The following is a 24,020-nucleotide window of genomic DNA, read 5'->3' as shown; positions in this document are numbered from 1 at the left end:
GAGACATTTGGAGCCTAATTATTAATTGAGCTTATGTAATTAGCCTTATTTTCTGAAAAAATCTGGCTCCATTTGGCTCCGTTTGGCTCCATTTGGCTCCACTCAAAATAAATGCCTTGAAAATACGTAAAATGCTTGGAGTAAAGCTTTGAGAGTCGGTTTAATTATTCAAATATTCGATATCAGCACATGAATAACAATTCCAAGCTTCTTTGATAATACATAACTCGCAGTCTCCAGATTTAACATTGAAAAAAATTTTCGGGAGTTCATAATTAAAATTGTGAACTCACTACACAATTGATGGCAGAGAAATTCCCAAAAATTAATTTGTTTACCCTGAGAAAATTTGGATTTCATCCTATCTGCTAATTTGAAACTTCCTCTTGTGAGCAACCAGGAATGATTATTAGCGTTACTTATCAATGAAAAAGAAATATTTTGCGATTGAACGTCCACTAACTCAACTAAGCTGTCCATAAATTCAAATATTACTTTCTTCTTTTAGTAACTAACTTTTGATAAAGCCTTGCCATTGAACAACAGACAGATTCTCTACTACCCTAGATAGCAGTAAATCAAATTGTCTAAAAATATACTTAATTTATATTAATTTACTTATCTACCAGAACCAAGATAAAAATACTGAAACCATTGTCTGATATGAGTTACAGCAAATAGGTATTAAAATATTTTTGTGTATAATTACACTATTTTTGCAAATATGATATTGCAAATTGCAACTATCTATAGCAACTAAAAGAACGATTTTATCAGTTAAAATACACAGAAATTTAATAAAAAAATTGACCCTGATTTTTATGAATACGTAAGACTAAAGGTAGATTTTCTTGCAATTTTAATTACCGTAATGTGATAATTACATCGAATGAAATTATGTAATTGATGTCAGCTGTCGGGCATACAACTTGCAGCGTCAGGGCGGGCTTTCTGTCCTAACGCTACTTGCTACAAGTCAGAAGGGTGCAGTGGTTCTCTTTCAAGGATAGGTATTTAATTTTCCGAGCAATAATTGAGAATATTCGCAATTATTGAACAAAGTTTTAAGGTCTCAGACGATGATTTTGGTTTTAAAACCCAAAAAATTGGTCAAATCTGAAAAACCTACCCTTGAAAAGCAGTGGTTCGCCCACAAGAGATTGAAAAAAATATTTGTTTGAATTAAAAGCGTGACAGCTGATCCACAAAGTACTTACATCACGCGCCAGTGTTATGTCGCTAGCTGTCTGTAGAATACAAAAAATTAAAAGCTGGGGATTGCTAGGGGGCAATGAAGCTCACACAGCCAGAGCAAGAAACACACTCAATGCAAACCCAGAAGTAACAAACGTTACGCTTTTTGGTAATTCTGACAACGCCAATTTAGTAGCCTTGGTGAAAGATAAAATCGGGTTGCAGAAAATCCGCTCTAATGCTGTTTTGGCAGTGGAGATGATACTGAGTGCCAGTGCTGAGTATTTTCGTCCTGAAGGACTTTTTCAGACGGGGACACAGGATAAACAGCGTTTGTCAGACTTTGCACAAGCAACACTTACATGGTTGTGTTCTGCTTGGGGCGATCGCCTGCTGAGGGCTGAATTACACTTAGATGAAATTACACCCCACGTTCATGCTTACATTGTGCCATTGGACAAAAATGGAAAGCTCAACTGTCGTGCATTGTTTGGCACTAGAGAAAAGCTATCCCAACTGCAAGATAGTTTTGCTGATGCTGTTGCACATTTAGGTATTTCCCGTGGCATTAAGGGTAGTGCTGCTACCTACACCTCAGTTAAGAAATATTACGCCGCAGTAGAGAGCGATTCTGAAATTCTCGATTTAGAAAGCTATCTGCCTAAACCTCGAATACATGAAGCAAGCGAATCCTATCGAGAACGGGTAATTGAAGTTCTCCGGGATAAACTAGAGATAATTAATTACCAATTGAGCGATCGCACTCACTTGCTCAGACAAAAAGCCGAATTGGAGAAAACGGCATTAAGAAGCGAAAAACTCAGGGCTAGTTTAGAAAAAGAATTACTTGCTCTACGCCAGGAAATGAAGCTTTTAGAAGATTTATCCTTAGAATCTGTGGCTGATGAACTGGGGTTAAATCAAGACAAGCACAATCAGAGTAAGTGGTTGTCAAACCATCACGCGATCGCCATTAGCAACTCTTCGTTTCACGATGATTTGCACAACAGCATTGGTCAAGGTGCGTTGGATTTGGTAATGCACGTTAACCAGTGTAGTTTCGATGATGCAGTTGTCTGGTTGCGCGATTGTTTTGGGGAAGAAGAGATGCTGGCTGCGGTTACTCACCATGCTAGAAGACAAGCTTTAAATATTGCCCAGCAGGTTCCGCCATCTATATTTGTGGCCCCAACACCGGATCGCAATCGGTGGTTGGAAATTGAGCGATATCTAACACGCGATCGCTCTCTTCCCCAAAAATTGGTACAAACTCTGTACCAGCGTGGATTGATATATGCAGATAGTACAGGTAACGCAGTATTTTTAGCCCGCAGTCTTTCTTGTGAGGTGACGGGAGCATATTTGCACCCGCCTAGAGCTACTGGTGATGCTTTTAGTTTTTGCAGTAGGCGACGCTTAATATCTCAGCATGGTTGGTTTCACTTGAGTATGGGTGGAAACTTCAACAGCCCCACCATCATGGCAATGTTAGTTTCTACACCTATCGAAGCTATGTCCCTAGCAGCGTTAAACGCTCCTCATCAAAAGAGAACTCTGTATTTGGTATCTGACAGCAAACACGCGCCTGCACCTGTGGAATTTCTCAAAAACGTACCCACGGTAATTGTAGCTATGCCTAAAGTAGCAGCAATCACACTTGAGGGAGATATATCTCATGCTAAACATTTAGAACCGAGAACTTCTTGGAATCGGCAGTTGCAACAACTTCAGGGAGATACAAGCTATGTCACGTTGGGATGACGAACGAAGGGAAATGATGTTACATTCTCTTTTCATTACTTTTAACCCTGTGGCATATCTGCTGGGAATGGCAGCGCTGGGATTTTTGGGAGGACTATACATCTGGTTCAAACCAACATCAAATATGTCGCCACAACCAAGGCGACTAGAAACTGCTACCGATTATGTTGATTGGGGCTACAAAATAATGAACGCCGATATGCCAGAAATAGCCAGAATCAATCCAGAGCGTCGTCAAGCTAATTGCAAAACTGCTCTACAATACTTTGAAAAAGCGATCGCTCTCAACTCCAAATTAGCTTTTGGTTATCAAGGAAGAGGAATGAGCTTGATTTGCCAAAACAACAAGCAGGCTGGTAGACAATCACTTGCTCAAGCCAAAGACCTTTACTTGAAACAAGGTAACAAGCAAGAAGCTAATAACATAGACATAATTCTTACAATATATAGTAATCCGATTTAATTCGCAGAAATTATTTGCTTGGTGCGCTTCTGGTGCGTCGGCTACGCTTAGGGCGTAGCTATGCCGCAGGCTTTACGCGCAGTGCAAGCGCGATAACGCGGGAACAGGGAAGAAGGAATAAAAGTGTACCTAGCTTCACAAAAATAAAATAATAGTCCTATCTATAGGAATCCGCTTTAATTCCTGAAATTATTTGCGTAGGGAGGGAACAGGGAACAGGGAACAGAGAATAAGGAATCAAAGTATACTGAGTTTTTTTCAAAAATCAAATATGAATCCTATAAATAATAGATATTTACTTATTTAATACCGCCAACCACGGAATTATTTTTCAACTAATCTCACAAAAGTGAGATTTTTTATTAGATTCAATTAGGCATACATAAAATATAAATTTAAACAGAAAATGAAATATTTTTTATGATAGAAAAATCAAGATGTTTTCTTTACCTTGTATAAGTAATTTATTTAAAAGCTATTTTTTTATATTTTTTTAATTTTCGATTTTTATTATTTGCCTATACTAGTAATAAGCAGTTGTTAAACTATGCTTAAAACAAAAATCGGCCACGACTATTATAAATTGGACTAAAAACAATTTAGTAGTTAATAGCTAGGTTTGTAGAATTGCAAAAAAATATCTTTAATTCCCGAGTTAAATTAAAGATTTGAATGTACTAACGAAATTTTTCTTAAATAACTTTCGCTTAACGAGACAGTTATTTATATTTGTGAACTTCATGCTTACTCACAGCAATTAATTGCTTAGAGGCAAGAGCTAAATTTTTTCTTAACTATGAGTATCAATATTAAAAATATGCAGACATAGTACTGCATAGAGCAAGCCTATAAAATAGGTTTTCCACAATTTTAAGGATGACAGGTTATGAATCTATCCACAGCCATAAAGCCAGAAACAACAATAAACCATACAAAAACAGAAAGTTTTAAAATTTCAGAAAATATTGCTACACAGATACCAAAAACAATTAATATTCGCTGGTGGTGGAAGCACCACTCGTGGGCAGCATATGAATTAGTAAACGGTATCAAGGTCATGAGTGATAGGCAAATGGCCCTGATTGTTGGGCAATCTAAAGGAAATGTCAAAAATTTTGTCCAGTCAAATAATTTGCAAGTAATACCTGTACAAATTCCTAGTAAAGTCATAATTCAAGGTCATACCTTACCTACAGTAGCGACTTATTTACACCAACTCCTCAAAGAAGAGAAGTTAGAGCAACATCCGTTATCTTTGAGTCGTAATGAATGGAAAGAACTAATTAAAGCATTGACAAATAACGATGTACAAAATAGAGAGCCACTTGTACCAAACCCTAGATTTTTTAGCAGGAATTATCAAGTTGTATCAGCCAAGCCAATCCAAATAAAATTAGACAACAACATGAATTTAGAAATTTTAGCCATGCCATCAGGAGAATATCGCATTGGCTATGATGAAGGGTTGAATTGCATTCAATGTAACCCGAATTGGTTGCTGGAAGATTCTCCCAAAAAAGCAAAAACTCTTGCACAATTAAAGTTGTCGCCATCTCCTGTAAAATGTCTTATTCCTGCTTCAGACGGCATTAAACAGATATATACTCTCAGCTGCGATGATTGGTTATCTATATGGGAGTACTTTGCCAATAAGGGAAATAGACGAGCTACTGCTATTTTGAAAGCTTGTGCTAAAGAGAGCATTAGCTTTAGAGTTGCAAAGTTATTATCTAGTAGGTAACAGTTTTTAAATTTCTGCTTTGAAGAGGAATTAAAGCCACCTCAACTCAAGGTTGACTTTCTTATACTTGTCGCGGATCTTCATCCGGTGGATGCCAACCACCTTTGATCCAAAGACGACGTGCTTTGACGATAGATCCTTCGTTATGACGTTCATCATTGAGGTCTAAACGATTACAAGTAGCGCGTCCTGTGGAAGTAATGCCAATAATTTTTAGACCATCTGCTGACCAAATAAAGTGCTCATACCACTTTTGCTGACGTGGATTAAACAGAGGTAGCATCTGACCTGTATCTGGATCAATTCCAGTTGTGAAGTTATAACGATATCCATTACAACGTTGACAAGCTAACGCTAGATTATCGGGGTCATCTGAACCAGAAAGTGATTGTGGAACAATATGGTCAATAGAAAATAGAGCGGTACTTGCTTCTTCTGAAGAATGACAGTATTCGCAAAGAAATTTAGCTCTTTGTCTGACTAATTTTTTAATGGCATCATTGACTGTCATGATTCAGAAATAATTTTGGCATTGAGCAAGGTAAAAATTCTATCAAGTTCCAATATGCCTGCCAATTCAGCATCTTCCTCTGAGGTTAACAATCCAGCTTTTTTCTTCTCGGACAGTTCTTCAAGCCGAGACTGTAATTCTTCAGTAAATTTAAATAAATATATGTTCCTAACTTGAGTGAGTTTGATTCCAGATTCTACCCAGAATGAGGGTTGAACCATCATTTGAGTAATCATAAGCGGTGTGTCTCGTTTAATTGAGCGGATTGGTCGTATTGTAACAGCGAATCCTCTCAGGTTTGTTTGAGTTTGAACAGTAGTTGATTAACTGTAGATAAGCGATCGCTTGTTACGGTTAACTATGAACACAGGGTTCTCCCCAATAGGTAGTAATCGCTGGAGCGAAAACCGAAGAGTCTTTTGTCGATGCTGGTTGACAAATATACTTGGCTCGATTTTCTATAGCCAGTATTCTGTCAGTATCCCTGACATAGAGTGGTACTATCATTTCCCTTTGTTCCAACAGTTCGGACAACCCAATATGAATCTCCCGGCGCTGATGAAATAATGCACGCGCTGCTTTTTCTACCATTCGTGCTAGTTCAGCACCGTTACAGTTGATGGTTTTGTTGAGAAGAATCCGCCATTCTTTCTCGGTCAGGCGATCGCCACCATTGCGGTATCGTTCGTCAAATCTTGCTAGGTGCATCATCAGAATTTCTTTTCGCTCTATCGCTTGAGGAAAGCCGACGTAGAATATTTCATCAAATCTGCCAACCCTGGTTAATTCTGGTGGTAGTGCGTCGAGTCGGTTAAGGCTGGCTACCACGAACACAGCACTCTGTTTTTCTTGCAACCAAGTGAGCAGGGTTCCCAAGATTCGCCGCGAGTCAATATCTTCACCTGAAGGAGTGGATGCTGCAAACAATTTATCCAATTCATCAAAGTAAAGCACAACGGGAGCGCAAGCTTCTATACGCTCTAGCAAGCGTTTGAGATGAGTTGCACTACCACTCACTACTGCTGCGGTATCCATACACACAAGGGGAAATCCTAAAGTTTTGGCGCTGACGTGCGCCGCCAGAGTCTTTCCTGTCCCCGGTGGCCCTACCAGTAAGCAACCTTTTGGAAGGGGAATATTGGCAGATCGTGCTTCGGGAGCAAAATCTAGCTTGACATTTTCCAGAAACTTCTTGAGTAAATCTAAACCGCCAAAGTCAGCTACGTTTGAGTGAGAGACAAAGTTTAAGTTAAAAGCACGAAAGCGGTTAATTTTGTAATCTAGTAAGTGTAGGGCTATTGTATTACTATGAAACTCAGGACAGGAATTAATTGCTATTGCACATCCAGAACGTATCTCTTCAAGAGTTAAACCAGAAGCAGCATTTACCAAAACAGATAAATCAAAATCTTTTGGGAAATCAGTTATTTGATTAAATAAAAATTCTTTAATAAAATCAGCTATTATCTCATGCGAAGGCAAGGGCATAGACAGATTTGGAATTAACTGGGTCAATGACTGTGGTAGTTCCACCTCATCCAGTGATAAAATAATGAAATATTTTCTATTCTTGGGATTCTTTAACTCATAATAAATATTAATTATTTGCGATGTTATTTTCAAGGAATAATTTTCTAGATATAATGTTGAGTCTTGTTTAATTAAAGACTGTAAATTCTCAAAAATAAAAACACCATCTATTTCAGAATTTAACAAATCATCGAAAGCCGCAAAGATTCCATCATCGCGAGGCTGTAATTTACTAGAGTATACAGTTGGAGAACTTACACAACGCTCAGAATCAAATTGGACTTGTTTAAAACATCCCCAACCAGCATTCCATAAATACATAGGCAGATTCCTGTTAACTGCACATTCCTGGTGAATTTGCTTTAAAACTGTCATCCGCTCTGATATTGAAGCGGTTACACAGACTATATGTATACCAGAGTCAATTAATAGATTCAATTGGGATAGGTTCATGGCTATCTCTCTAATTCATTACTATTAACTTTTGGCGATGAGCTACGCCCCACCATAGGCGATGGCGTTCCGCCCACCGTAGGTGATCGCAATGTTGTTGATTCCTGTTGGCGTTGGTAAGCAGGCTGTAATCTGGGTAAGATTTGCTCGAAATAGGTTAAATCTCGCTCACTCATAGAACTTTTGAGTTGTCCCTCAGATTTTTCTAATACACTTCCACGTCCATCTTTGGCATAAATATTCACTTTTCCATCGGTAGTTGCTTGCCATTTATAAGAGAATAAGCCATCAATTTCTACATCTCTTTGGTGAGCGATCGCATATTGCACAAGCGCATTAGTAATCTTATCTATCCGAGCAAAATACTCAGCTTCTTGCTTACCTACAGGAGTAAAGGAAGCAGGAATAGGTTCATGGCGTTTAAGCGATCGCTCTAAAGCATTAATATCTTTAATATGCGTAGGTTCCAAATTTCCAGCTTCCACCCGCACACCCAAATTTGTAGAACGAAACTGCATTAAAAGTTTGCCTGTTTCTGATTCCGTGATTTTATACAATGAACCATCACGAGAGATTTGGTATTGAGTCGCTTGGTATTCTAAAGCTCCTGGATGTGTCTGAGTATGAAATAAGGTTTTTAAAGATGTTGCAATTCGGTATTGTTCTGAATGTTGTTTAAATTCTTTAATCCCCATCTTCACAGCATAATTCACACTATCTACTACAAGTGAGACATTATTAATTGATTGCTGCCACCAGGAAAGATTTTGCGGCTGTTGTAACCTTTTTTCAATTAAGGTTTGATACACATTATGCTGTTGTCGTAATGCTTTTATTTCTGCTTGTAGCTGGACAATTTCATTAGCCAGTAAATTTTTGAAAGGACTATCTTCTAAAGCTTGGAGAGATTGTATTACTCGTGTTGAGCCTGGATTATTAAATAAGTTTTTATCTTCTTGTACTTCTTTTTCTTCTCTACCAGTACTATTAGTTAACAATTCAGGATTATCAAATTGTTTTGGATGCTCTCTGTTAGTAGGCTTATCCTCATTAAGCATCTGGTAATTGTTTGTAGATTTGACTACTTCAGGGTTGGTAGACTCCTCCGCATCAAGCGTCTGGTAATTTTTTGTAGATTTAACTACTTCAGGCTGTAATAAATTATTAATAATTACCCTACCCTGTTCATCAGATTGCAAAACAATGCGCCCATCTAACTCAACTGTTTTATTAGTCGCTCCTTCTACCATACCTCCTACTCTTGCAGAACGCAGTTGTTTTAGCTGGACAATGATTTGAGGATTTAAAAGTTGTCCTGATAATCCCGAAACTTCATCACGGAATTGATTTTTATCATGTCCATAAACAAGTCTGTTACCATCGAATATTTTTAATCCTTGGCGCTGATTATCATGTTTGGCATTGAGTAAAGTTTGCAACAAAACTTCTATGATTTGTTCGTAATGCCTTTGAATGGCAGCAGCTTCTCCAGATGCAACCTTAAATATATCAGTCATGGTGATAACCCCCGGCAACTTCTGTCAACAATTTCAGCCGATTGATAACTACCTCATCATTTACGTAAAAAGCTCCAAGTTCTCCATCAAATAACCAAGCAATAAATTCATTTTTATCGAGAGAATTACGAGTGCTTTCATAAGAAATAGAATTCAATACTCTACCTGCTAATAAGCCAAACTGGTCAAATATTTCTATAGTCTCTGGGCAATAATTTACATCGAATAAAGGCTTATTCTTTGCCTCAATAACTATGTGCTGCCACTGCGGATAACGTGCTAAGACAGACGAAACTTGTTTACTCCAATTAACCTGTGAATATTGCATTCCTAAAACCCCTAAAAAACATTGGCAAGTTCTTCTGGAGAAGGCAGAGAATTAGATTGTTCAGGGATGGGAAATAATTTTTCAGCTAATTCACGCCTTTCCATAAATTGCTGAGAACGTTCAGAATCGCTAATTTGCACAGAATTGTTTTGAATCAGTCTGTCTCTAACAAAATCCCACTTTCCTTCCGACCAGTTCATCTCAGCAATATCAGCAGCCGGAACTTTCATAGTCTGCAATATGGGAACATAGGCTTCTGTGCCGCGAGTGTAAGCTGGATTGATAATTACCGCCTTACCCGTACTCATCTTGGCAAACTGTGCTGCTTCAAATAAATGGCGTTTTTGATGCTGTTCGTTGGTGCTGTGTGAAGCACCTCCTTTTCCTGTACTGCGCGATTTGGAATTAAATTTGATTTCCGTCTCGCCCAAGTAGTCACTGAACAACTTTGCAGAGTCCGGATCTTGCGGGTTGAAAATAAACTTGGTGGCTGTACCTCCTAAGATGGCCCGTGTCAGTTCTTTACCATAGACTTTCTCTAACTGGACAATGTTTTGATATCCCAAAATCCCTACAAAACCGTCTTCACGGCTTTCATTTAACCAATTGACGAGGGCTGGCAAATACAAAGTGGGTAATTCGTCTAAAGCCACTACTAACGGGTCTTTTCTGGGTAGGATACGGGATACATTGCGCGTAACAATCATGTGTAAAATAGCCGCCAGCAGTGGACTGATAATGTCACGGTTGTTCCTGTTTAGCCCAAACACAATTAGCTGTTTACCATCCAAGTCCAGTGGTAATGTTGTCTGACCACAGAATGCGCCTACAAAGTCTTTCTTGAGGAATCGCTGAAATATACGCTGCGCGGTTCCAATAATGCTGGCAGTAGTTTTTTCAGAGTCCTTGACGCTGATTAGCTGAGATAACGGTCGTGTTGTCCAAATTTTCAGCTTGTCCCTGGAAGCAGCTTCCAATCTTACTGGCAGATTGGGTAAAGATAAAATTGCTTGTGCCATCATCAAATCGCAATATTTGTCGTCACCAGTTAGGGTTTTAACTGCCTTGGTGAGTAGTAAAATACCCTCAACCAAACTATCCCCGGCTTCTTCAAAGAATTTATCGCTGCTGGTATTACCCCCACGGTCGAAGTTACGCGAAATGACGCTGGTAATTTGACCTGCTGCGATCGCATCTTCCTCGTCTTTCAGCAGATCTAGAGGATTGCAGGTTTCACTTTCAGGAAACCCCGGCGCAAATATTCTGACGGTGTAACCGCGCTTCATAGCGTAAGCTACAGCCCGTTTGGTCTGTGCGGGATATTTGAAATCATACGCACATACAGGAAACCCCTGGTCAAAAGCGCTACGAAGTAAAGGGTCGATTACAGAGAATGTCTTGCCGGAACCTGCTGCACCAATAACGCCTATTCCTCTTTGGACATCAGGAACATACAGAGTAGAGTTAGGCGATATTAATTTGTGTAACTTTTGAGTCACAGTTGGTTTGGTTTTCAGTAAACCTGCGGTACGCCACTCATTTTCAATGCGCGATCGCATTTGTTGAGGTGTACCAATGTAAAGTGCCGCCCAATTGCGCGTAGGATTTAATATCTGCTGTTTGGCTTTACGTGCAGCCAAAGATTTTTCACGACCACCACCCCAGTAACTGGTAGCAAGTTTACCTTTGCGATTCCCACCCGAAAGAACTCGAAAAATAGCAAGTGCAATCAAGCAACTCAAAAGTACCAACCCAGACTGTGATTTCATCAATTCTGTCAATCTTTGTATTTGTAATGTCTCTAATTTGGCAGGCGTTACTTGAATCCCTAAAGAGTAATTTGAAGTTAAATTTTTCATTAGCTTGTATCATTTAAATCTAACTTTTAGTTGCTACTAAAAAATTCTTCGTTAAACCGTATAAATTTTTGATTTTGGTAGCAATATTTGGTACGAGATAGTATGTTCTCATTCAACGTCGGTTGCGTAACTACCAAGCAAGGAAATTTACCAGTTATTGTGTTTGAAGCACGCATTAACTCTTCTTTGGGTGGTAAGTTTGGATTAGCGATTAGGGGCAAAAGCAACTTACCGGATTCGTGATAAATCAAGTAAAGACAACCACCTATGCCACAAAGCTGAGGTGAGCGTAAATCAAATATGTATAAATCTCCTGCACCTTGAGATGGGATTTGCATAACTTTTAGTGATTTGTCATCAATCCTAGCTATGGGATTCAAAGATAAGACTTTTTTAATAAGCAATGGTGGTGCAATTTCTTTGGCATTTCTCCATGTTGTTGTACGATTGTTATTTGCAATATGGACTTTGAATAAAAATGCTGTAACAAGTAAACTGAAAATAGTAGCAATAGCTAATATTGCTTGATATTTAAACAATTTTAATCGGGTGAATTTATTAAGTTTTAATTGCATATTATATTCTGCTTAATGTTTTGAATAAATTTTGAAATAGAAAACTCATAACTTGAACCAAAAATACAGAAATTAAACAGGATTTTTTTAGTCTAAGAACAGCCCATTAATTGCAGAGCTTGAAAATATTTAGCAGATGTTTTGTTGCCATATTCTCTGACTGATATTTTTCCATCCACATCACTGACAGCCGTATCGATAGGGATATTTACACCAGCGAAATTCATTTGAGCAGCACGTTCAATTAATCGCTCGCCTATAAAAGGCTTTTCGGTCATTGGGTCGATTTGTTGAGATGCGCTGTTCAGTAAGTTGGTGATATCAGCTTTAATTAAAGTTTGTTGTTCAGCAGGTGAAAAATATTGCATCATATCCTCACCTATAACTTTTTCACCTGCATCCAATTTGGATAGAAACTTTGCACCGCCAGATTTACTTGAGATAATCTTTCGCACATCTAGACGATATGACATAAACTGCATTGCACCCAGCCCACGTCCACAGTTATCGGATGAGTCGCAGACATAATTACCGACTAAGTTGTAATTTTCTTCGACACTATAGAAAGCAGCAATCAAAGCATCGATATTTGTTCCTGATGAATGAAGATTCTTGCAATCACCTTTAATTGTGGGCAGTAAATAAGACAACTTATTTGTTGAACTATCAGGAGATTGTTTAAATCTAAATCCTGTACTCTTCAATCCTGTGGGTGTGGAGACTGAATTAGAGCTTTCTCCTGCAATTAAACCTAAAAATATAGGTTCTTGCTCTTTGAAAGTCATGAATGGTACTGGCCCAATAAAATAGGGTGTACAGCCTAAATCTACAAAATTATTCCGCATACAAGCCCGGAAGAATAAAGCTTGAGAAATCATGCCATCTACTTCTGAAATATCCCATACTGCGACTTTGAAAGCATCACCAAAGGGATGACGGCCTGTTGGTTCTTTACCCCCATTCACTGAACTGAGGATTCCCTTACCACCCTTAACTAGTTGATATTTACCGCTAACCCAGGCTTTACCTGAAACTGAAGCTGAACCAGATAATTCTATGTGAGCGCAATCTTTTTGACATGGCACAGCGAAGCCTTCTTTATTACTACCAGAGATTGTGCGATCGCGCTGTTGTTCGTCGGTTGCAAAAGCAATATCAACAATGCCCACATTTCCACCCACAGCATTAATTGGATTAGGAAACTGAGAAAAAGGAACCTCAGCTAATCCTGGTATCTCATTAATATAAACACCTTGCCATTTCTCAAATGCACCAATTGGTGTTATTACCAAACCGGGAATAGAATCCAAACTATAAGATGCTAAGTACAAAGATGCAAACTGTAGTTTTCCTAAATGAGGAGATTGTTGTAATAGCTTCCCGATTGTTTGATTGGAATCAAAGGAAGTTTCTAGCTTTTGAGATAATAAATCCAAAACTGGTTTAACTTCAGCAATAGGTGTATCCTTCAAATTAGGAATAGCCTCACTCAAGCTCTGTAAGCTTTGGAATTTCATTACGCCAAATTTGTCTAAATCAACTTGACTTAAATCCAAATCAACAGTTTTGGCAATATCACTTATTGATAAATTTTGAAGTTTGAAAGCATCCTGAAAGTCACCTAACATCATATAAGAATCAGGTGTCTGTCCAGCATTCCAACTACGCGAAGGGTCATATCCCAACTTTTCTGCCACACCTTCTGGTACTTGAAAAGAACCAGATTCGGCAATACCAGGCATTTTAGCAAAGGTAATTTGATTCCAATTAGGCAGACGAGTATTTTGCCAATTGATTGTAGTGATTTCATCTGTTTTTAACTGAGGATTTGATAATCCTTGCTCTTGTGATGAAATTAAAGTTGTACCAGAAATTAAGATAGTTAAACTTAGCCCAGATATCAAGCTAAAAGGAATTTTCAGGAATTTCATTGCCTTAATTTCAAATCTTATTTGAGTAATTTGATTGATTTACTAAACGCTGCCTTAAAGTATTAACGGGAGTAGTTTGTCCCAGTTCTATCAGCCGATTAACTAGCTGCAAAGTAATACCAGCTTTCCGGGCAGCACTAGATACTGATTCTCCTGACTTCACATTTGTTAAAAAGTTTTTAATTCGCTGCCACAAGGGCGATTCGGGCGAAATTAAACGTTGTTTTTGGGCAATTTCCAGACCCCGACTTATAGCTTGTAAATTTTGATACTGTGGTAGAAGTTCTCTAATTTCAGGTTCTTCTTGGGTGTGAGGTGTGACCTCGATTGTGTGATATTTGGGTTTTGTATTAGCTGTAGCGACCCGAAATAAATACACTCGCCGCCCAGAGTTACCCTTTGCTACTACTGTCAGCAAGCTGCTATTCATCTTCGGCAACTGCGGCATATCTATTGGGTTGATCCGTCGCAGATGTAATACTGTTGCCCCTGGAGAGTTACACTCACGTCCCAAGCCTGACAAACAACCATCAACATCAAGAGAAGCGATCGCTGGATTATCTAACCAAACTTTCTCTACTATGTCACCACTGGGGATAAAGGAAATATTGACTCCATACCCCGGCGATAATTCAATTAGAGGTATTTCACTTCCACTCTGCCCAGTGGCTATATCTTGTGAAATACGTTGCAGTCCTTGAGGAGTTTGGCTGGAACGAGATGTTTCACCTGCCACTACTGGTAAAAGGCCAGTAGCAAAAGTTAGCACAGTATAGATGGAAGCGGTTACAGTCAAATTTTGCAGAAAAACTTTCATCGGATTCATACTGAGTAAATTAGGGCATGGGGCATTGGGCATGGGGGAGACAGTTTAAAATTGAAAAGATTGGTTGACAAAAACCTGAATATCTGAACCTGCGCGGACATACCAAACTGCTTTTCGTTGTTCGATTTCTCTTAGCGATCGCTGATTGCGTTCTAAAATTTGTTCAGTCAGTGGTTCAAATCCTCCTTCTAAAACTGCACCCAAGATGTTAGGGCCACCTCGCCTAGTAGAAGAAAAAGTAGTTGTACCACCAAACCCAGTGGAAGTGGAGTATTGTTCGTCTTGAGGTTGATTGAGTACTTTGCCCACTTTAGCCAAAGAACCAACTACGAATGTTTCTGCATCTCGTGAAGCAATTTCGCCACCTTTATCATTCGACTTTGATGCCATTAATGGACGACCGGAGTTGCCGCGAATAGTAATTGCTCCCGGTGGCAGCACATACTCCTTACCTTCCATCACAATTTGGGTTGCTTCCAGTTGCACAAGTCCTGATTCTTCAATGTCTCGTACATGGACAACAATTTCAGTATCTCTTGGTAAGCTAACAAAACCATCCCCTTCAGTTAGCGGTTCAACAAGTTGGACAATAAACTTGTCTTTTTGAGCCGGAGCCACTGATTTTGCATCAATATTATTAGTTGAACGTTCACTCCAAATTAACGGAGTAATTAACTTTCCAGATGCAGTTGCACCCACTGTTAGTTGTCGCACAGGTATACCTGTAACAATTGCATTTTCTTCTGTGTAGAGTGGTTCTAGAGAATCGGCAGTTTCCACAATTGTGTTAGCAACAGCTAAAACTGGGGTGGCACGAGGAATTATTATTGGTGAATTTGCTTGTCCGTTCGTAACAGTATCTACAGCACTATTATTTGGTTGTTCGTAAGTTTTGGTTGCCAATTCAGTGTTAGTCGCAATTTCACTACTGCCATAACTTCCTAATCTATTAATTGCCGCCCATTGTTGCATTGGGTCGGTAGATTGGTTTGTACGAGGCGATATTGGTATTGTGCTTGTAGTATTTACTGGCACGTTACTTACAGGTGCTTGATTCCGAGAAACTGTTGTAAAACGAGGCGAATAATATTCTCTTGGTGTTGTTTGACGAGGGACATAAGCAACTTGAACTGGACGAGAAATTGGTAATGGACGCACATCAGGTGGAGTCTGTTTGACTGTAGTTCGTTTATTTAACTCATCCTTAGTTTGGTTACGCGCTTTGACTACAGAAGTTTTAGGGCTTTTGGAACTTTCTAAAGATTTGATTTTTTCTACTTGACTTCCTAACGCTAATTCTGCTTTTAGCTTCCCTGTTTCTACTTCTTGGGGTTTTATATTATCAGCAAGTTCTACTGTAGGCTGGGCAGAACCTTGATCCATAACTTTTGGTGCTGCTTTTGGTCTACCGGAAATAATAATATTTAAAAAAGTAGCTCCTACACCGAATATCACAAACAATCCCAAGCCGACAACACCAAATTTAGAAAATGGATTAGTGGAGAAATTTTGTTGTGTTTTACCTAATTGTGGGTCATCAAATAACTCATGGGGTGCTACTACATTTGGCGGAGATACTTCAGCTTGATTTTCGGTATGTTCAACTTCTTCTGAAGTTATTTCATGTTCATTCACTTCAGAAGAAGTTGTTGAAGTTACCGCCGGATATACATAACCGAGTAATCGCGCTAGACTTTCTTCATCCCATTCATCATCAAATTGTTCATTGAACTCTTGTTCATATTTTTGGTTAGCCGTAGCAGGTTTTTTTTCTAATTCAAGAATATTTGTAGGTGTTTTACCATTTTGATGCTCAGGCATTATAAATTCTCCTGTGGTAAATCCCGTATTGCATAAATTTCTAAACCGCTAGCTCGCATCTGATAGATTGCTGCTGCTAATCCATCATTTGTTGTAGGCATATCAGGAGCTTCAACGGCTTGTACGAAGATTTCTTTATTAAAGGGAATTACTTCTCCCAATTTATTTCCTTGGTCAAATATGCTAAGGTTAGCAACCATTTTGACTTTCCACTTACCTTCAGCAATTTTGATGGGAGGTTGAATAGAAAGCGGAACTAAAACTACTTGCGTTGTTCCCTTGAAAACTGCTGGTGGTGTAATTTCAGCTAGTATTTGCAAAAACTCTTTGCGGAAGTCTTCCGATAAAGCATGGGATGCTTGCCATGCTGAAGAAGTTACTTTACCACTTCCGTTACTTGAAGAGCGAATATCTATACCAGGATCTGGTTTGGGTTTAGCAGCTTCTTCTACTGTAGTGGATGGTAGCGTTCCTGACCAATTCATCATCAAAGTCATTGTGTCAGAAACAAAATGTAAAATAACTTGAGGAGTACGTTCTAAACTACCTATTGAGGCAACTTTAATTGATTTACCTGTTTCTAATTGTACTAGAGACGGAGGTGCTTTTCTACTCAACTGTGAGTAAGAACCATACAGTAGCAACATTAAGAACAGAGTCAAAAGGTGCAAGCTAAAAGTGCCTACTGCAAATAATGCTAAAGTATCGCCAGTTGAAATATTTTTAGAAGAAAGATTCAAAAATCTCAACCGTTTGTGTTTAGCATTTCTTGAGCCGAAATTTCGATCTGAACTAGTCATAAACTAAAATTTAGTTACATTTTTTTAATCAATCTGGTAACTACCGAAGAAAGCCCCAAACTGGCAATACTAGACAAACTTCTAAAAATCGCCATACCGCCACCCGCAGCCAAAACAACAGATAAAATTGGTGCGAGAATACCAATAGCAAAGGCGAAAATCATGGGGTCGTTATTATCAGCATTCAGCACCATTGTGGCGACTAACCCAGAAATAATATTGAAACAAAGCTTGATCATTCCTACAGAGAAGAAGCCAGTTAACCATGCAAAAATCGCTTTTTGACCAACGGGAAGTAATGAACCTCCCACAGCCAAAGGCCCTAAAAGTGCAGTTAATAGCATGGAAACTTCGACTATCCATTGAAAAGCAATACCAAATGCTAATAACCAACCACGCAGAGTTAATTGAAAAATGTTGGTGTTAAATAATTCGCCAATACCTTTCATCCAACCGGGGCGATTATCTGCTTGAGTTTCAATTTCTTGGGCTTGCTCAGAAGCCTTTTGTAAACACTCAGCTTGTTGCTTCGGATCGGCGATCGCATCGCACTGGACAATTAATGCTTGAATGACATCGGCGTTACCAGTCTTCAGCATTACTTGCTGATATGCTTCTTGGAGTTGGATAGAAGCAGAAGTAGTTGTCAGCAGAGTGTTGTTTGTTTGATTAATGATGGCTCTCAATCCTTTAGTGGCGATCGCCAAAGGTTGAGCATTGTTGGCTAGCAGAACTATCACTACTATGGGCCAAATCATTTCAGAGAAAGCTTTCGAGTTATCACCATCCACTATTTCTCGCGTCCATTGGACAATGAAAATCAGCAGAGTGCCGACAGCAAAGAAAACTCCTAGTGAGGCGATCGCACTGTACAATCCTCCACCGAGTACGTCATCCCAAAGTTTTTCCATTGTCTGTGCGATCGCTTCACTGGCAGCTGCACCATCTTTAGTAATCGTGGAAGCTGCTTGCCCTGGATTAGGAGTTTGGCTTTGTGCGAGTATCAATTCATATTTCAATAATTTCAACAATCTTCGCCCTCCTTCTGACTCGAAGTGCTGTAGACGCTGCTGTGACTTCTCACAGGTGAAGCCAGTGGCATTGCTTTTCCAGATTTGAAGCAACTGGCGTTCCTGAGTGCTGAGTAAAAGTCAAGGGTTATTAATTATCCTCCTTGTCCTCCTTGTCCCTTTTTCATGCATGGCGATGAAATTTTGTGATTGGGGCTGCCTCTTAGAACAACCGCGCTTGGGCTGCTGTCCTTAAATTGTTAAAACCCTGATCCACCGTTTGTTTCTGATACGCTTGCTTTTGACCATCTAAAGAACGGGAAATATTCGTCAAGTTGAGGTTAGCTAAATTTTGAGACTGCCGTAATTTCAATCCATCAGCCCGCATTTCTCCTAAAATTGCTGCGGTTTGGACATTTTGTTGGGCAATTCGCTTCATGACATTCTGGGTGACAACTTCATCTTGAGCAGCATTAGCATCTACATAAACTTGTGCAACTGAATTTTGGGTTGTTTCAATTCGGTCTTTGGTTTGTTGTTGGCCTGCTTTGCTAAGAGTGCTATCTGCTTCTGTACGGGTAATTTGGCGGTCAATTTCATTTGTAGCTCGTTCAGCCGCATTGATGGCACTATCTGAAGTAGCTGCACTATCAGAAGCTTTTTCCCTGGCTGCATTAGCATCTGGTAAACCCAATACACCCATTGCTTCCGTAATCGCAGCTTGCAAATCTTTGCCTAAGAACTTTGTTAAAGGTTCGAGTTTTTGAGCCAGGGAGGAAGCATCTTGAGTGAATGGATTCAATTGCTGTCGCCATTGCTCGAAGAATCTTGCGGAGGGACTATCTTGAAAAATTGGTAATGAAAATGCCTGAGCGCTAGTGAATCCAATTGCAGAGACAGCGATCGCTCCAATAATAGTAGCTCGCTTAATTTTGTGCATCACTCCTCCTTTTTTGGATATTTACTTTGTCTCAACCAAATGTTTGGAGAATTGTGTCAAAGCTACAAACTTATTGGGATGCTGAGATAAAGCAGCAGTTCTTTGCTCTTGTTCTTCGGGATTATTTGCCACTGCTGCCAACAAATTAAAGGCGGGATAGTAGCGACAAAAAGTAAAAATCCCGTTATCGTCTAGCAGCCACTGGGAATAAACTCCTTCCTTTTTTGGGAAAAAACTTTCTGTAGCGTTGCGAGAAATGATTTCTGGGGGATATTTCAAAATGTTCGCAAAACTATCAACAGCAGTAGGTTGGATACGTCCAATTAGCCGAGTGGTTAGATTTTGGAAAATCTTCGCACCGGTTGGAGATTGGGCAATGGTATCAGGATCTTGAGCAGATAAAATTACTCGGATTCCGGCTTTTGCTCCATTGGCACACAGTCTACCCACCAGTGCGGCAATCGAATCGTATTCAAACAGGATAGGGCTTTCATCAATAAAAAACACGCTGGCTGGGGCTGCTAAGGCTCGACGCAGGGCTGCACTGTAAGCACTTAAACTTAAAATTGCTGCATCATCGTCATTGGATAAGTTACGCAGCGCAAAGATTAATAGCTGTGCATCACTGCGGAATGTAGAAGGTTGAGCCAGAGCTTGTCCAACTCTACTAGAAAGCCAGAATCGCAAGCGTAATTTTATGGTTTCTAGGGCTGCTTTGATATCGCCGCCTGAAGAATCTAGCTGTAAGCGCTCGTGAGAACAAAAACTTAAGAAATCTTGCAAGGTGGGCATTACCAACCATTCTTGTGAACCAAAACCATTAATGTAGGCAGCAGCATAGCGATCGCGGATTAACTCATCGCTGAAAAAAGCTTTCAGGGCCAAAGCAATGATGGAACGTATCGCATCCGTAAGTGTTTGCGAGGCATTGGTTACACCCCTACGAGTACCCACAACCATTGCCAGTATTGCCGTCGCTAGGAATTCTTTGTAATCCTCAAATCGTTCTTGCTGCAACTTAGGTGGGAGAGAGCGTAAATTCGGCAATTCAAATAAATTACTTGATTCTTTACCGATATCAAAGTAAGCTCCGTCATCACCCATAAATTGGGTGTAATCAGTAAAAGTACTGCTGCCATCAGGTTTAGGATAGTCCATTGCTACCACTGGCATTCCGTGCGCTAAAGCTTGGGTGAGGATACCCGATGCTAGGACGCTTTTACCTGCACGGGTAGTAGCGAATAGCCCCAAGTTCTTGTGCTGGGTGTACAAATTGAGGAATACTGGCGTTCCTCCTTCTTCGGCAATTAGTTCCAAACCACTATCATCTCGAGCTTGAGTTCGTACTAATGGCATGAACCCAGGTACTTCACCACTTAAGTAAACTAGCCGTCGATTAAAGGGAACGGTCATTAAACGCTCCCAAGTGATAGGAAGAGTCTGCAACCACATCCGCCAAGGATATTCAGTTTCGCGGACTACCCAGGCTGGACGCAAAAAACAAGATTGCAAATACCGACAGGCTTCATCTAATTTTTCACGGGATGAGCGGTAAACTAAAAACACAATCCCAGTATGAATGGGAACAGCACCTTCATAAAGTTCTTCCTGAGCAGCAATTGACTTTTTGATATTGACTAAAGACTTGACATCAACTGAATTTTTTTCATGGGCCAAAACTGCGCTTGTATTCGCCTGTTTGGTTAGGCGCTGCATATTGGTTTTGACTAAAGTCTCGTTAGCCCGCATCAATTGGCAGTAAATTTCGGTGTCATACACCCGTTCTCTGGATAAAATTTCCCAAAGATAGCGCATCTGGTGTTCCTTATCTGTCCAACCGCCAGGTTTATCAACAAAGGTTAGCGCTCCAATATATTTGTCTAGTAGATGCACCCAACGGCGATCTGCAATAGGAATCGATGATTCGGACTCCATTAACATGGAAGTAGGCGCAACTTCTGAGTAAATTTCTTCGCGCAGTCCCTCCTCATCTAAAATCAAAAGTTGGGGAATTGGTCGCGGTGGAGTCGAGTTGAAACGTTGCCAGAGAATTGTCCAAAGTTCTTCAGCATCGTAAGGGCGAACATTTAACCCCATTTTGTTGGACAGCAATTGTTCCCAAAGTTGAAAGCCATCAGTAAACGATGCTTGCAGCAGGCGCTCAATGCGAAGAAACTGCAACTCATTGATTTCGCCAGTGAAAGATTTCCATGAACGCTCTAGTTTTGAGAGCAATTGTTCTATGACATCGCTGGTGCCAGTGGTATCTGGTTCTACTGTATAGGTACAGTACAAGCGCAGGGTTTTGGGTTTACGGATGCCGAGTTTCGTCAGTTCTTGGGTACGACAGCGTTCTCCCATCAGAAGATATTGTAGTTCTTTGTTGGGTGAGCGATCGCTCAAATTCTTGAGTTGTTCTTGCCTGAAACTATCATCAGTAAAGGAACTCAAATGTATTGTCAGGCGTTCACCCTCTGGCAAATCTTTCAAACCTGACTCAATAGCATCAAAAACTGGATCAATTTGTTCAGTACGCAACGTTGAGTGAATCCCAACACACTCAAACCCAAAGTGAATCATAAAGTTGTTAGTACCTTTACGCAGTACGTAAGCACCCACGGAGCGTCCTTGAAGGTTAATTTGCAACATTGTAACTAGTGCAAAAGCATCTTCCAGAGGTGTTAAACGAACTTTGCGTTCCCCATTATCAACAATGCGCTTACCAACTTTCGACTTCACCGAAATCTCACCTCCTAAGTAAACCCTTTTGGGGAATTTAACTAATATCTCATCGTGACTATTTTCTAAATTTCAAATTTGTTCGCAGTTTTTCTGTTTTCTGACCTTTTTTAGCATTGGACTGCAAAATTGGTTGATACAGCACACGTACTCGCGTCCAATTAGGAATAGCTAAAAACTTTGATAAAATTCTCCAAGCTCCGTTAGCAGTCAGCACCCACCAAGTCGAAATTCCCCAAGTTGCTAGAGTTAGAGTCCAAATCCAGTTAAGTCGCAAAAAGCCATGAAATAAATAATAGGAAACCCCAGAAATCACTACCCAAGGAATTAATTGATCAGATGGAAATGGCCCAATGTTAGGCTGCTTACCAATGGTGGTATTAACAGTGCGTGTTTTGGATTTACTATCAACCATTTTCGACCTCAACCAGTCGTACCGCCACTGCCAATAATTAAGTTCGCCAAGATATCACCCATAGTCACTGCAATTAGAATAATCATTGGTGTTCGGGCTAAATTCTGCCAATCTTCGTCTTGACGAGCTGATTGTATGACTTTTACTAAAGAAATTCCCAAGTAAATCAAAAATAAACCACGCAGCACGTTAAATACTAAAGGAATAGCTTGACCAGCACCTGTAAAGTTTGATGTCATCCAAGTTTGTGCATTTTGGAAGAACTGTGCTTTTGCAGGAGTTGATAGTGCATCTAACAATGAAAAAGTTCCTAGCATTGTCAATGCAGGGGTAGTGAATTTATAGCGCCGATTTAGCTTGGTACAAAAATTAAGCAGCCCATCTAACTCACGCCGCCAAATAATTACTGCTGTCCCTAATGTTGTTAAGCCAAATGTTAAAAAGCTCAGGGGACTATGGTTAATAATTACATCCAAAAGCATTGCCACGTTTGCAGTAACTACTATGGGATACAGATTAGTCGAATACTTCTGTTTGTGGCGTTGTGGATACAGCTTTATTGAAGACATAGAGAATCACAACAAAGTTTTCTATATCTTTAATAACTTGTATATATCCTAATAATAATCAGCCTAATGTGAGAATATTATCAATTTATTCTTTCTCAGAATTTATGATTTATTCTGGATAAATTGATTACTGAAAATTAGTTTTTAATTGTGTAACTCTACATAAAATATATAATCCTAAGTAATTATAAATATGGATGATATTCATAAAATAAAGTAAATATACATAAAATTATTTTTAAATTTATACATCAATTTTGTGTAGTCTACACAAGGAAGTGGCTCTATCAATAGGTAGAGAACATTCATATCATTAAATGATGAAATTCATATTTGGTAAGGAAATTCGTAATGGATACGCTCGCCGCAGGCATCGTGTATCCATTGAGCCTACGAACCGAATCTCAAGAAGAAAAACTCTATTTGGCCAGAGGTTTCAAATTTTTATTTGACGAGAGTAATAAAACAGTCTTAGGAGACTTCCAAAAATTATTTTATTTGGATCGCGGAGGCGATGAATAGGCTCTTTCTCCCCCAGCTTGCCCTAGCGATGGAATAGTTATTTACTTGGAAGTCCCTAGTGCCTTGGATCTTCTCGATTTACTGAGTATCTTTTCCATGTAAAGCGATCTCCCATTTCCTGGCAGTAATTTTCTTCTATCCAATCGTATAAATCTCGCCCTATCTCGAATGCTCTGTTTTGGCTTGCCCCTGCTACTACTGGAGAAAATATGTACCCTTGGAAGTGTACAAATACATCCCAAAGCTCTTCTTCCTCGGTAAAGTCTAAGTTTTCTGATATCTCGATGATTCCGTTTTTATAAAGTTCTGCTGGCATTACACTAGTACTACAAGATTGATTGACTTCAAGTATTTAGAAAGATTTAGTTATTGCGCTTACTTAGCTGCTGCATTACAGAAAAAGAGTGCGATCGCACTCACTACAGATTGTATAAAATCACCGCCTCCGATAAAATTTGGCGTATTAAGGAGAGATCTAAAAAATCTTTTATCAAAAATTGTGAACTATACGCAAA

20 protein-coding genes are annotated in these 24,020 nt (G+C 39.5%); 3 read left to right on the top strand and 17 right to left on the bottom strand.

Going from position 1 to position 24,020, the window contains the following annotated elements:
* Nucleotides 1-1,233 precede the first annotated feature (1,233 nt).
* From mobV to AACW45_RS16415, 3 genes are all read left to right on the top strand, one after another.
* Complete coding sequence (mobV, locus tag AACW45_RS16425) at nucleotides 1,234-2,955, top strand: MobV family relaxase (RefSeq protein WP_190633603.1); 1,722 nt, start codon at nucleotides 1,234-1,236, stop codon at nucleotides 2,953-2,955.
* Nucleotides 2,939-3,418, top strand: a complete 480-nt coding sequence (locus AACW45_RS16420; protein WP_190633602.1) for a hypothetical protein — start codon at nucleotides 2,939-2,941, stop codon at nucleotides 3,416-3,418. Before mobV ends, AACW45_RS16420 begins: the two co-directional genes overlap by 17 nt.
* 886 nt (nucleotides 3,419-4,304) lie before the next feature.
* Nucleotides 4,305-5,159: a hypothetical protein gene (locus tag AACW45_RS16415; protein WP_190633601.1), complete on the top strand. Its 855-nt coding sequence runs from the start codon at nucleotides 4,305-4,307 to the stop codon at nucleotides 5,157-5,159.
* Nucleotides 5,160-5,220: 61 nt separating this feature from the next.
* Here the strand turns inward: AACW45_RS16415 and AACW45_RS16410 are convergent, their stop codons facing one another.
* The 17 genes from AACW45_RS16410 to AACW45_RS16330 form a co-directional block, all read right to left on the bottom strand.
* Entirely contained in the window at nucleotides 5,221-5,670 is a 450-nt protein-coding gene (locus AACW45_RS16410; protein ID WP_190633600.1) for an HNH endonuclease, read from the bottom strand.
* Nucleotides 5,667-5,906, bottom strand: a complete 240-nt coding sequence (locus tag AACW45_RS16405) for a hypothetical protein (RefSeq protein ID WP_190545877.1) — start codon at nucleotides 5,904-5,906, stop codon at nucleotides 5,667-5,669. Before AACW45_RS16405 ends, AACW45_RS16410 begins: the two co-directional genes overlap by 4 nt.
* A 118-nt stretch (nucleotides 5,907-6,024) precedes the next feature.
* Entirely contained in the window at nucleotides 6,025-7,653 is a 1,629-nt protein-coding gene (locus AACW45_RS16400) for an AAA family ATPase (RefSeq protein WP_190633599.1), read from the bottom strand.
* 2 nt (nucleotides 7,654-7,655) lie between these two features.
* The gene (locus tag AACW45_RS16395; protein ID WP_190633598.1) at nucleotides 7,656-9,170 is read right to left on the bottom strand and encodes a hypothetical protein; all 1,515 of its coding nucleotides are present in this window, start codon (nucleotides 9,168-9,170) and stop codon (nucleotides 7,656-7,658) included.
* Nucleotides 9,163-9,498 carry a hypothetical protein gene (locus AACW45_RS16390; protein WP_190633597.1) on the bottom strand — a complete coding sequence of 112 codons (336 nt, stop codon included), beginning with the start codon at nucleotides 9,496-9,498 and terminating at the stop codon, nucleotides 9,163-9,165. Before AACW45_RS16390 ends, AACW45_RS16395 begins: the two co-directional genes overlap by 8 nt.
* An 11-nt stretch (nucleotides 9,499-9,509) precedes the next feature.
* Complete coding sequence (locus AACW45_RS16385; protein ID WP_242045681.1) at nucleotides 9,510-11,357, bottom strand: type IV secretory system conjugative DNA transfer family protein; 1,848 nt, start codon at nucleotides 11,355-11,357, stop codon at nucleotides 9,510-9,512.
* A 26-nt stretch (nucleotides 11,358-11,383) separates the two neighbouring features.
* A complete protein-coding gene (locus tag AACW45_RS16380; RefSeq protein WP_190633596.1) occupies nucleotides 11,384-11,932 on the bottom strand; it encodes a histidine kinase in 549 nt (182 codons plus the stop codon).
* Nucleotides 11,933-12,024: 92 nt separating this feature from the next.
* Nucleotides 12,025-13,863 (bottom strand): hypothetical protein, encoded by a 1,839-nt coding sequence (locus AACW45_RS16375; RefSeq protein WP_190633595.1) that lies wholly within the window; start codon nucleotides 13,861-13,863, stop codon nucleotides 12,025-12,027.
* 10 nt (nucleotides 13,864-13,873) lie between these two features.
* Nucleotides 13,874-14,722, bottom strand: a complete 849-nt coding sequence (locus AACW45_RS16370) for a hypothetical protein (protein ID WP_190633594.1) — start codon at nucleotides 14,720-14,722, stop codon at nucleotides 13,874-13,876.
* Nucleotides 14,723-14,734: 12 nt separating this feature from the next.
* Nucleotides 14,735-16,510: a TrbI/VirB10 family protein gene (locus tag AACW45_RS16365; protein ID WP_190633593.1), complete on the bottom strand. Its 1,776-nt coding sequence runs from the start codon at nucleotides 16,508-16,510 to the stop codon at nucleotides 14,735-14,737.
* Entirely contained in the window at nucleotides 16,510-17,310 is an 801-nt protein-coding gene (locus tag AACW45_RS16360) for a hypothetical protein (RefSeq protein WP_190633592.1), read from the bottom strand. The genes AACW45_RS16365 and AACW45_RS16360 overlap by 1 nt, the downstream gene beginning before the upstream one ends.
* Nucleotides 17,311-17,324: 14 nt before the next feature.
* Complete coding sequence (locus tag AACW45_RS16355; RefSeq protein ID WP_190633648.1) at nucleotides 17,325-18,341, bottom strand: hypothetical protein; 1,017 nt, start codon at nucleotides 18,339-18,341, stop codon at nucleotides 17,325-17,327.
* A gap of 202 nt (nucleotides 18,342-18,543) precedes the next feature.
* Entirely contained in the window at nucleotides 18,544-19,260 is a 717-nt protein-coding gene (locus tag AACW45_RS16350) for a hypothetical protein (protein ID WP_190633591.1), read from the bottom strand.
* A 21-nt stretch (nucleotides 19,261-19,281) separates the two neighbouring features.
* Nucleotides 19,282-22,005, bottom strand: coding sequence for a hypothetical protein (locus AACW45_RS16345; RefSeq protein ID WP_190633647.1), 2,724 nt, complete (start codon nucleotides 22,003-22,005; stop codon nucleotides 19,282-19,284).
* Nucleotides 22,006-22,057: 52 nt separating this feature from the next.
* Nucleotides 22,058-22,414 carry a hypothetical protein gene (locus AACW45_RS16340; protein ID WP_190633590.1) on the bottom strand — a complete coding sequence of 119 codons (357 nt, stop codon included), beginning with the start codon at nucleotides 22,412-22,414 and terminating at the stop codon, nucleotides 22,058-22,060.
* An 8-nt stretch (nucleotides 22,415-22,422) separates the two neighbouring features.
* Nucleotides 22,423-22,983 (bottom strand): hypothetical protein, encoded by a 561-nt coding sequence (locus tag AACW45_RS16335; protein WP_190633589.1) that lies wholly within the window; start codon nucleotides 22,981-22,983, stop codon nucleotides 22,423-22,425.
* Nucleotides 22,984-23,560: 577 nt separating this feature from the next.
* The gene (locus AACW45_RS16330) at nucleotides 23,561-23,821 is read right to left on the bottom strand and encodes a hypothetical protein (RefSeq protein ID WP_190633588.1); all 261 of its coding nucleotides are present in this window, start codon (nucleotides 23,819-23,821) and stop codon (nucleotides 23,561-23,563) included.
* Between the last annotated feature and the right edge of the window lie 199 nt (nucleotides 23,822-24,020).

Origin of the sequence: Calothrix sp. FACHB-168 (genome assembly GCF_963889195.1) — a bacterium.
In the GTDB taxonomy this organism is placed as follows: domain Bacteria; phylum Cyanobacteriota; class Cyanobacteriia; order Cyanobacteriales; family Nostocaceae; genus Aulosira; species Aulosira anomala_A.
This window is presented reverse-complemented; position numbering and strand designations above follow the sequence as displayed.

Bases quoted from the DNA above. Each gene is read 5' to 3' on its own strand.
- AACW45_RS16390 (WP_190633597.1), bottom strand. From the start codon at position 9,498: ATGCAATATTCACAGGTTAATTGGAGTAAACAAGTTTCGTCTGTCTTA.
- AACW45_RS16400 (WP_190633599.1), bottom strand. From the start codon at position 7,653: ATGAACCTATCCCAATTGAATCTATTAATTGACTCTGGTATACATATA.
- AACW45_RS16340 (WP_190633590.1), bottom strand. From the start codon at position 22,414: ATGGTTGATAGTAAATCCAAAACACGCACTGTTAATACCACCATTGGT.
- AACW45_RS16405 (WP_190545877.1), bottom strand. From the start codon at position 5,906: ATGATTACTCAAATGATGGTTCAACCCTCATTCTGGGTAGAATCTGGA.
- AACW45_RS16330 (WP_190633588.1), bottom strand. From the start codon at position 23,821: ATGCCAGCAGAACTTTATAAAAACGGAATCATCGAGATATCAGAAAAC.
- mobV (WP_190633603.1), top strand. From the start codon at position 1,234: ATGTCGCTAGCTGTCTGTAGAATACAAAAAATTAAAAGCTGGGGATTG.
- AACW45_RS16365 (WP_190633593.1), bottom strand. From the start codon at position 16,510: ATGCCTGAGCATCAAAATGGTAAAACACCTACAAATATTCTTGAATTA.
- AACW45_RS16360 (WP_190633592.1), bottom strand. From the start codon at position 17,310: ATGACTAGTTCAGATCGAAATTTCGGCTCAAGAAATGCTAAACACAAA.
- AACW45_RS16375 (WP_190633595.1), bottom strand. From the start codon at position 13,863: ATGAAATTCCTGAAAATTCCTTTTAGCTTGATATCTGGGCTAAGTTTA.
- AACW45_RS16370 (WP_190633594.1), bottom strand. From the start codon at position 14,722: ATGCCCAATGCCCCATGCCCTAATTTACTCAGTATGAATCCGATGAAA.
- AACW45_RS16410 (WP_190633600.1), bottom strand. From the start codon at position 5,670: ATGACAGTCAATGATGCCATTAAAAAATTAGTCAGACAAAGAGCTAAA.
- AACW45_RS16415 (WP_190633601.1), top strand. From the start codon at position 4,305: ATGAATCTATCCACAGCCATAAAGCCAGAAACAACAATAAACCATACA.
- AACW45_RS16420 (WP_190633602.1), top strand. From the start codon at position 2,939: ATGTCACGTTGGGATGACGAACGAAGGGAAATGATGTTACATTCTCTT.
- AACW45_RS16385 (WP_242045681.1), bottom strand. From the start codon at position 11,357: ATGAAAAATTTAACTTCAAATTACTCTTTAGGGATTCAAGTAACGCCT.
- AACW45_RS16350 (WP_190633591.1), bottom strand. From the start codon at position 19,260: ATGCACAAAATTAAGCGAGCTACTATTATTGGAGCGATCGCTGTCTCT.
- AACW45_RS16395 (WP_190633598.1), bottom strand. From the start codon at position 9,170: ATGACTGATATATTTAAGGTTGCATCTGGAGAAGCTGCTGCCATTCAA.
- AACW45_RS16380 (WP_190633596.1), bottom strand. From the start codon at position 11,932: ATGCAATTAAAACTTAATAAATTCACCCGATTAAAATTGTTTAAATAT.
- AACW45_RS16335 (WP_190633589.1), bottom strand. From the start codon at position 22,983: ATGTCTTCAATAAAGCTGTATCCACAACGCCACAAACAGAAGTATTCG.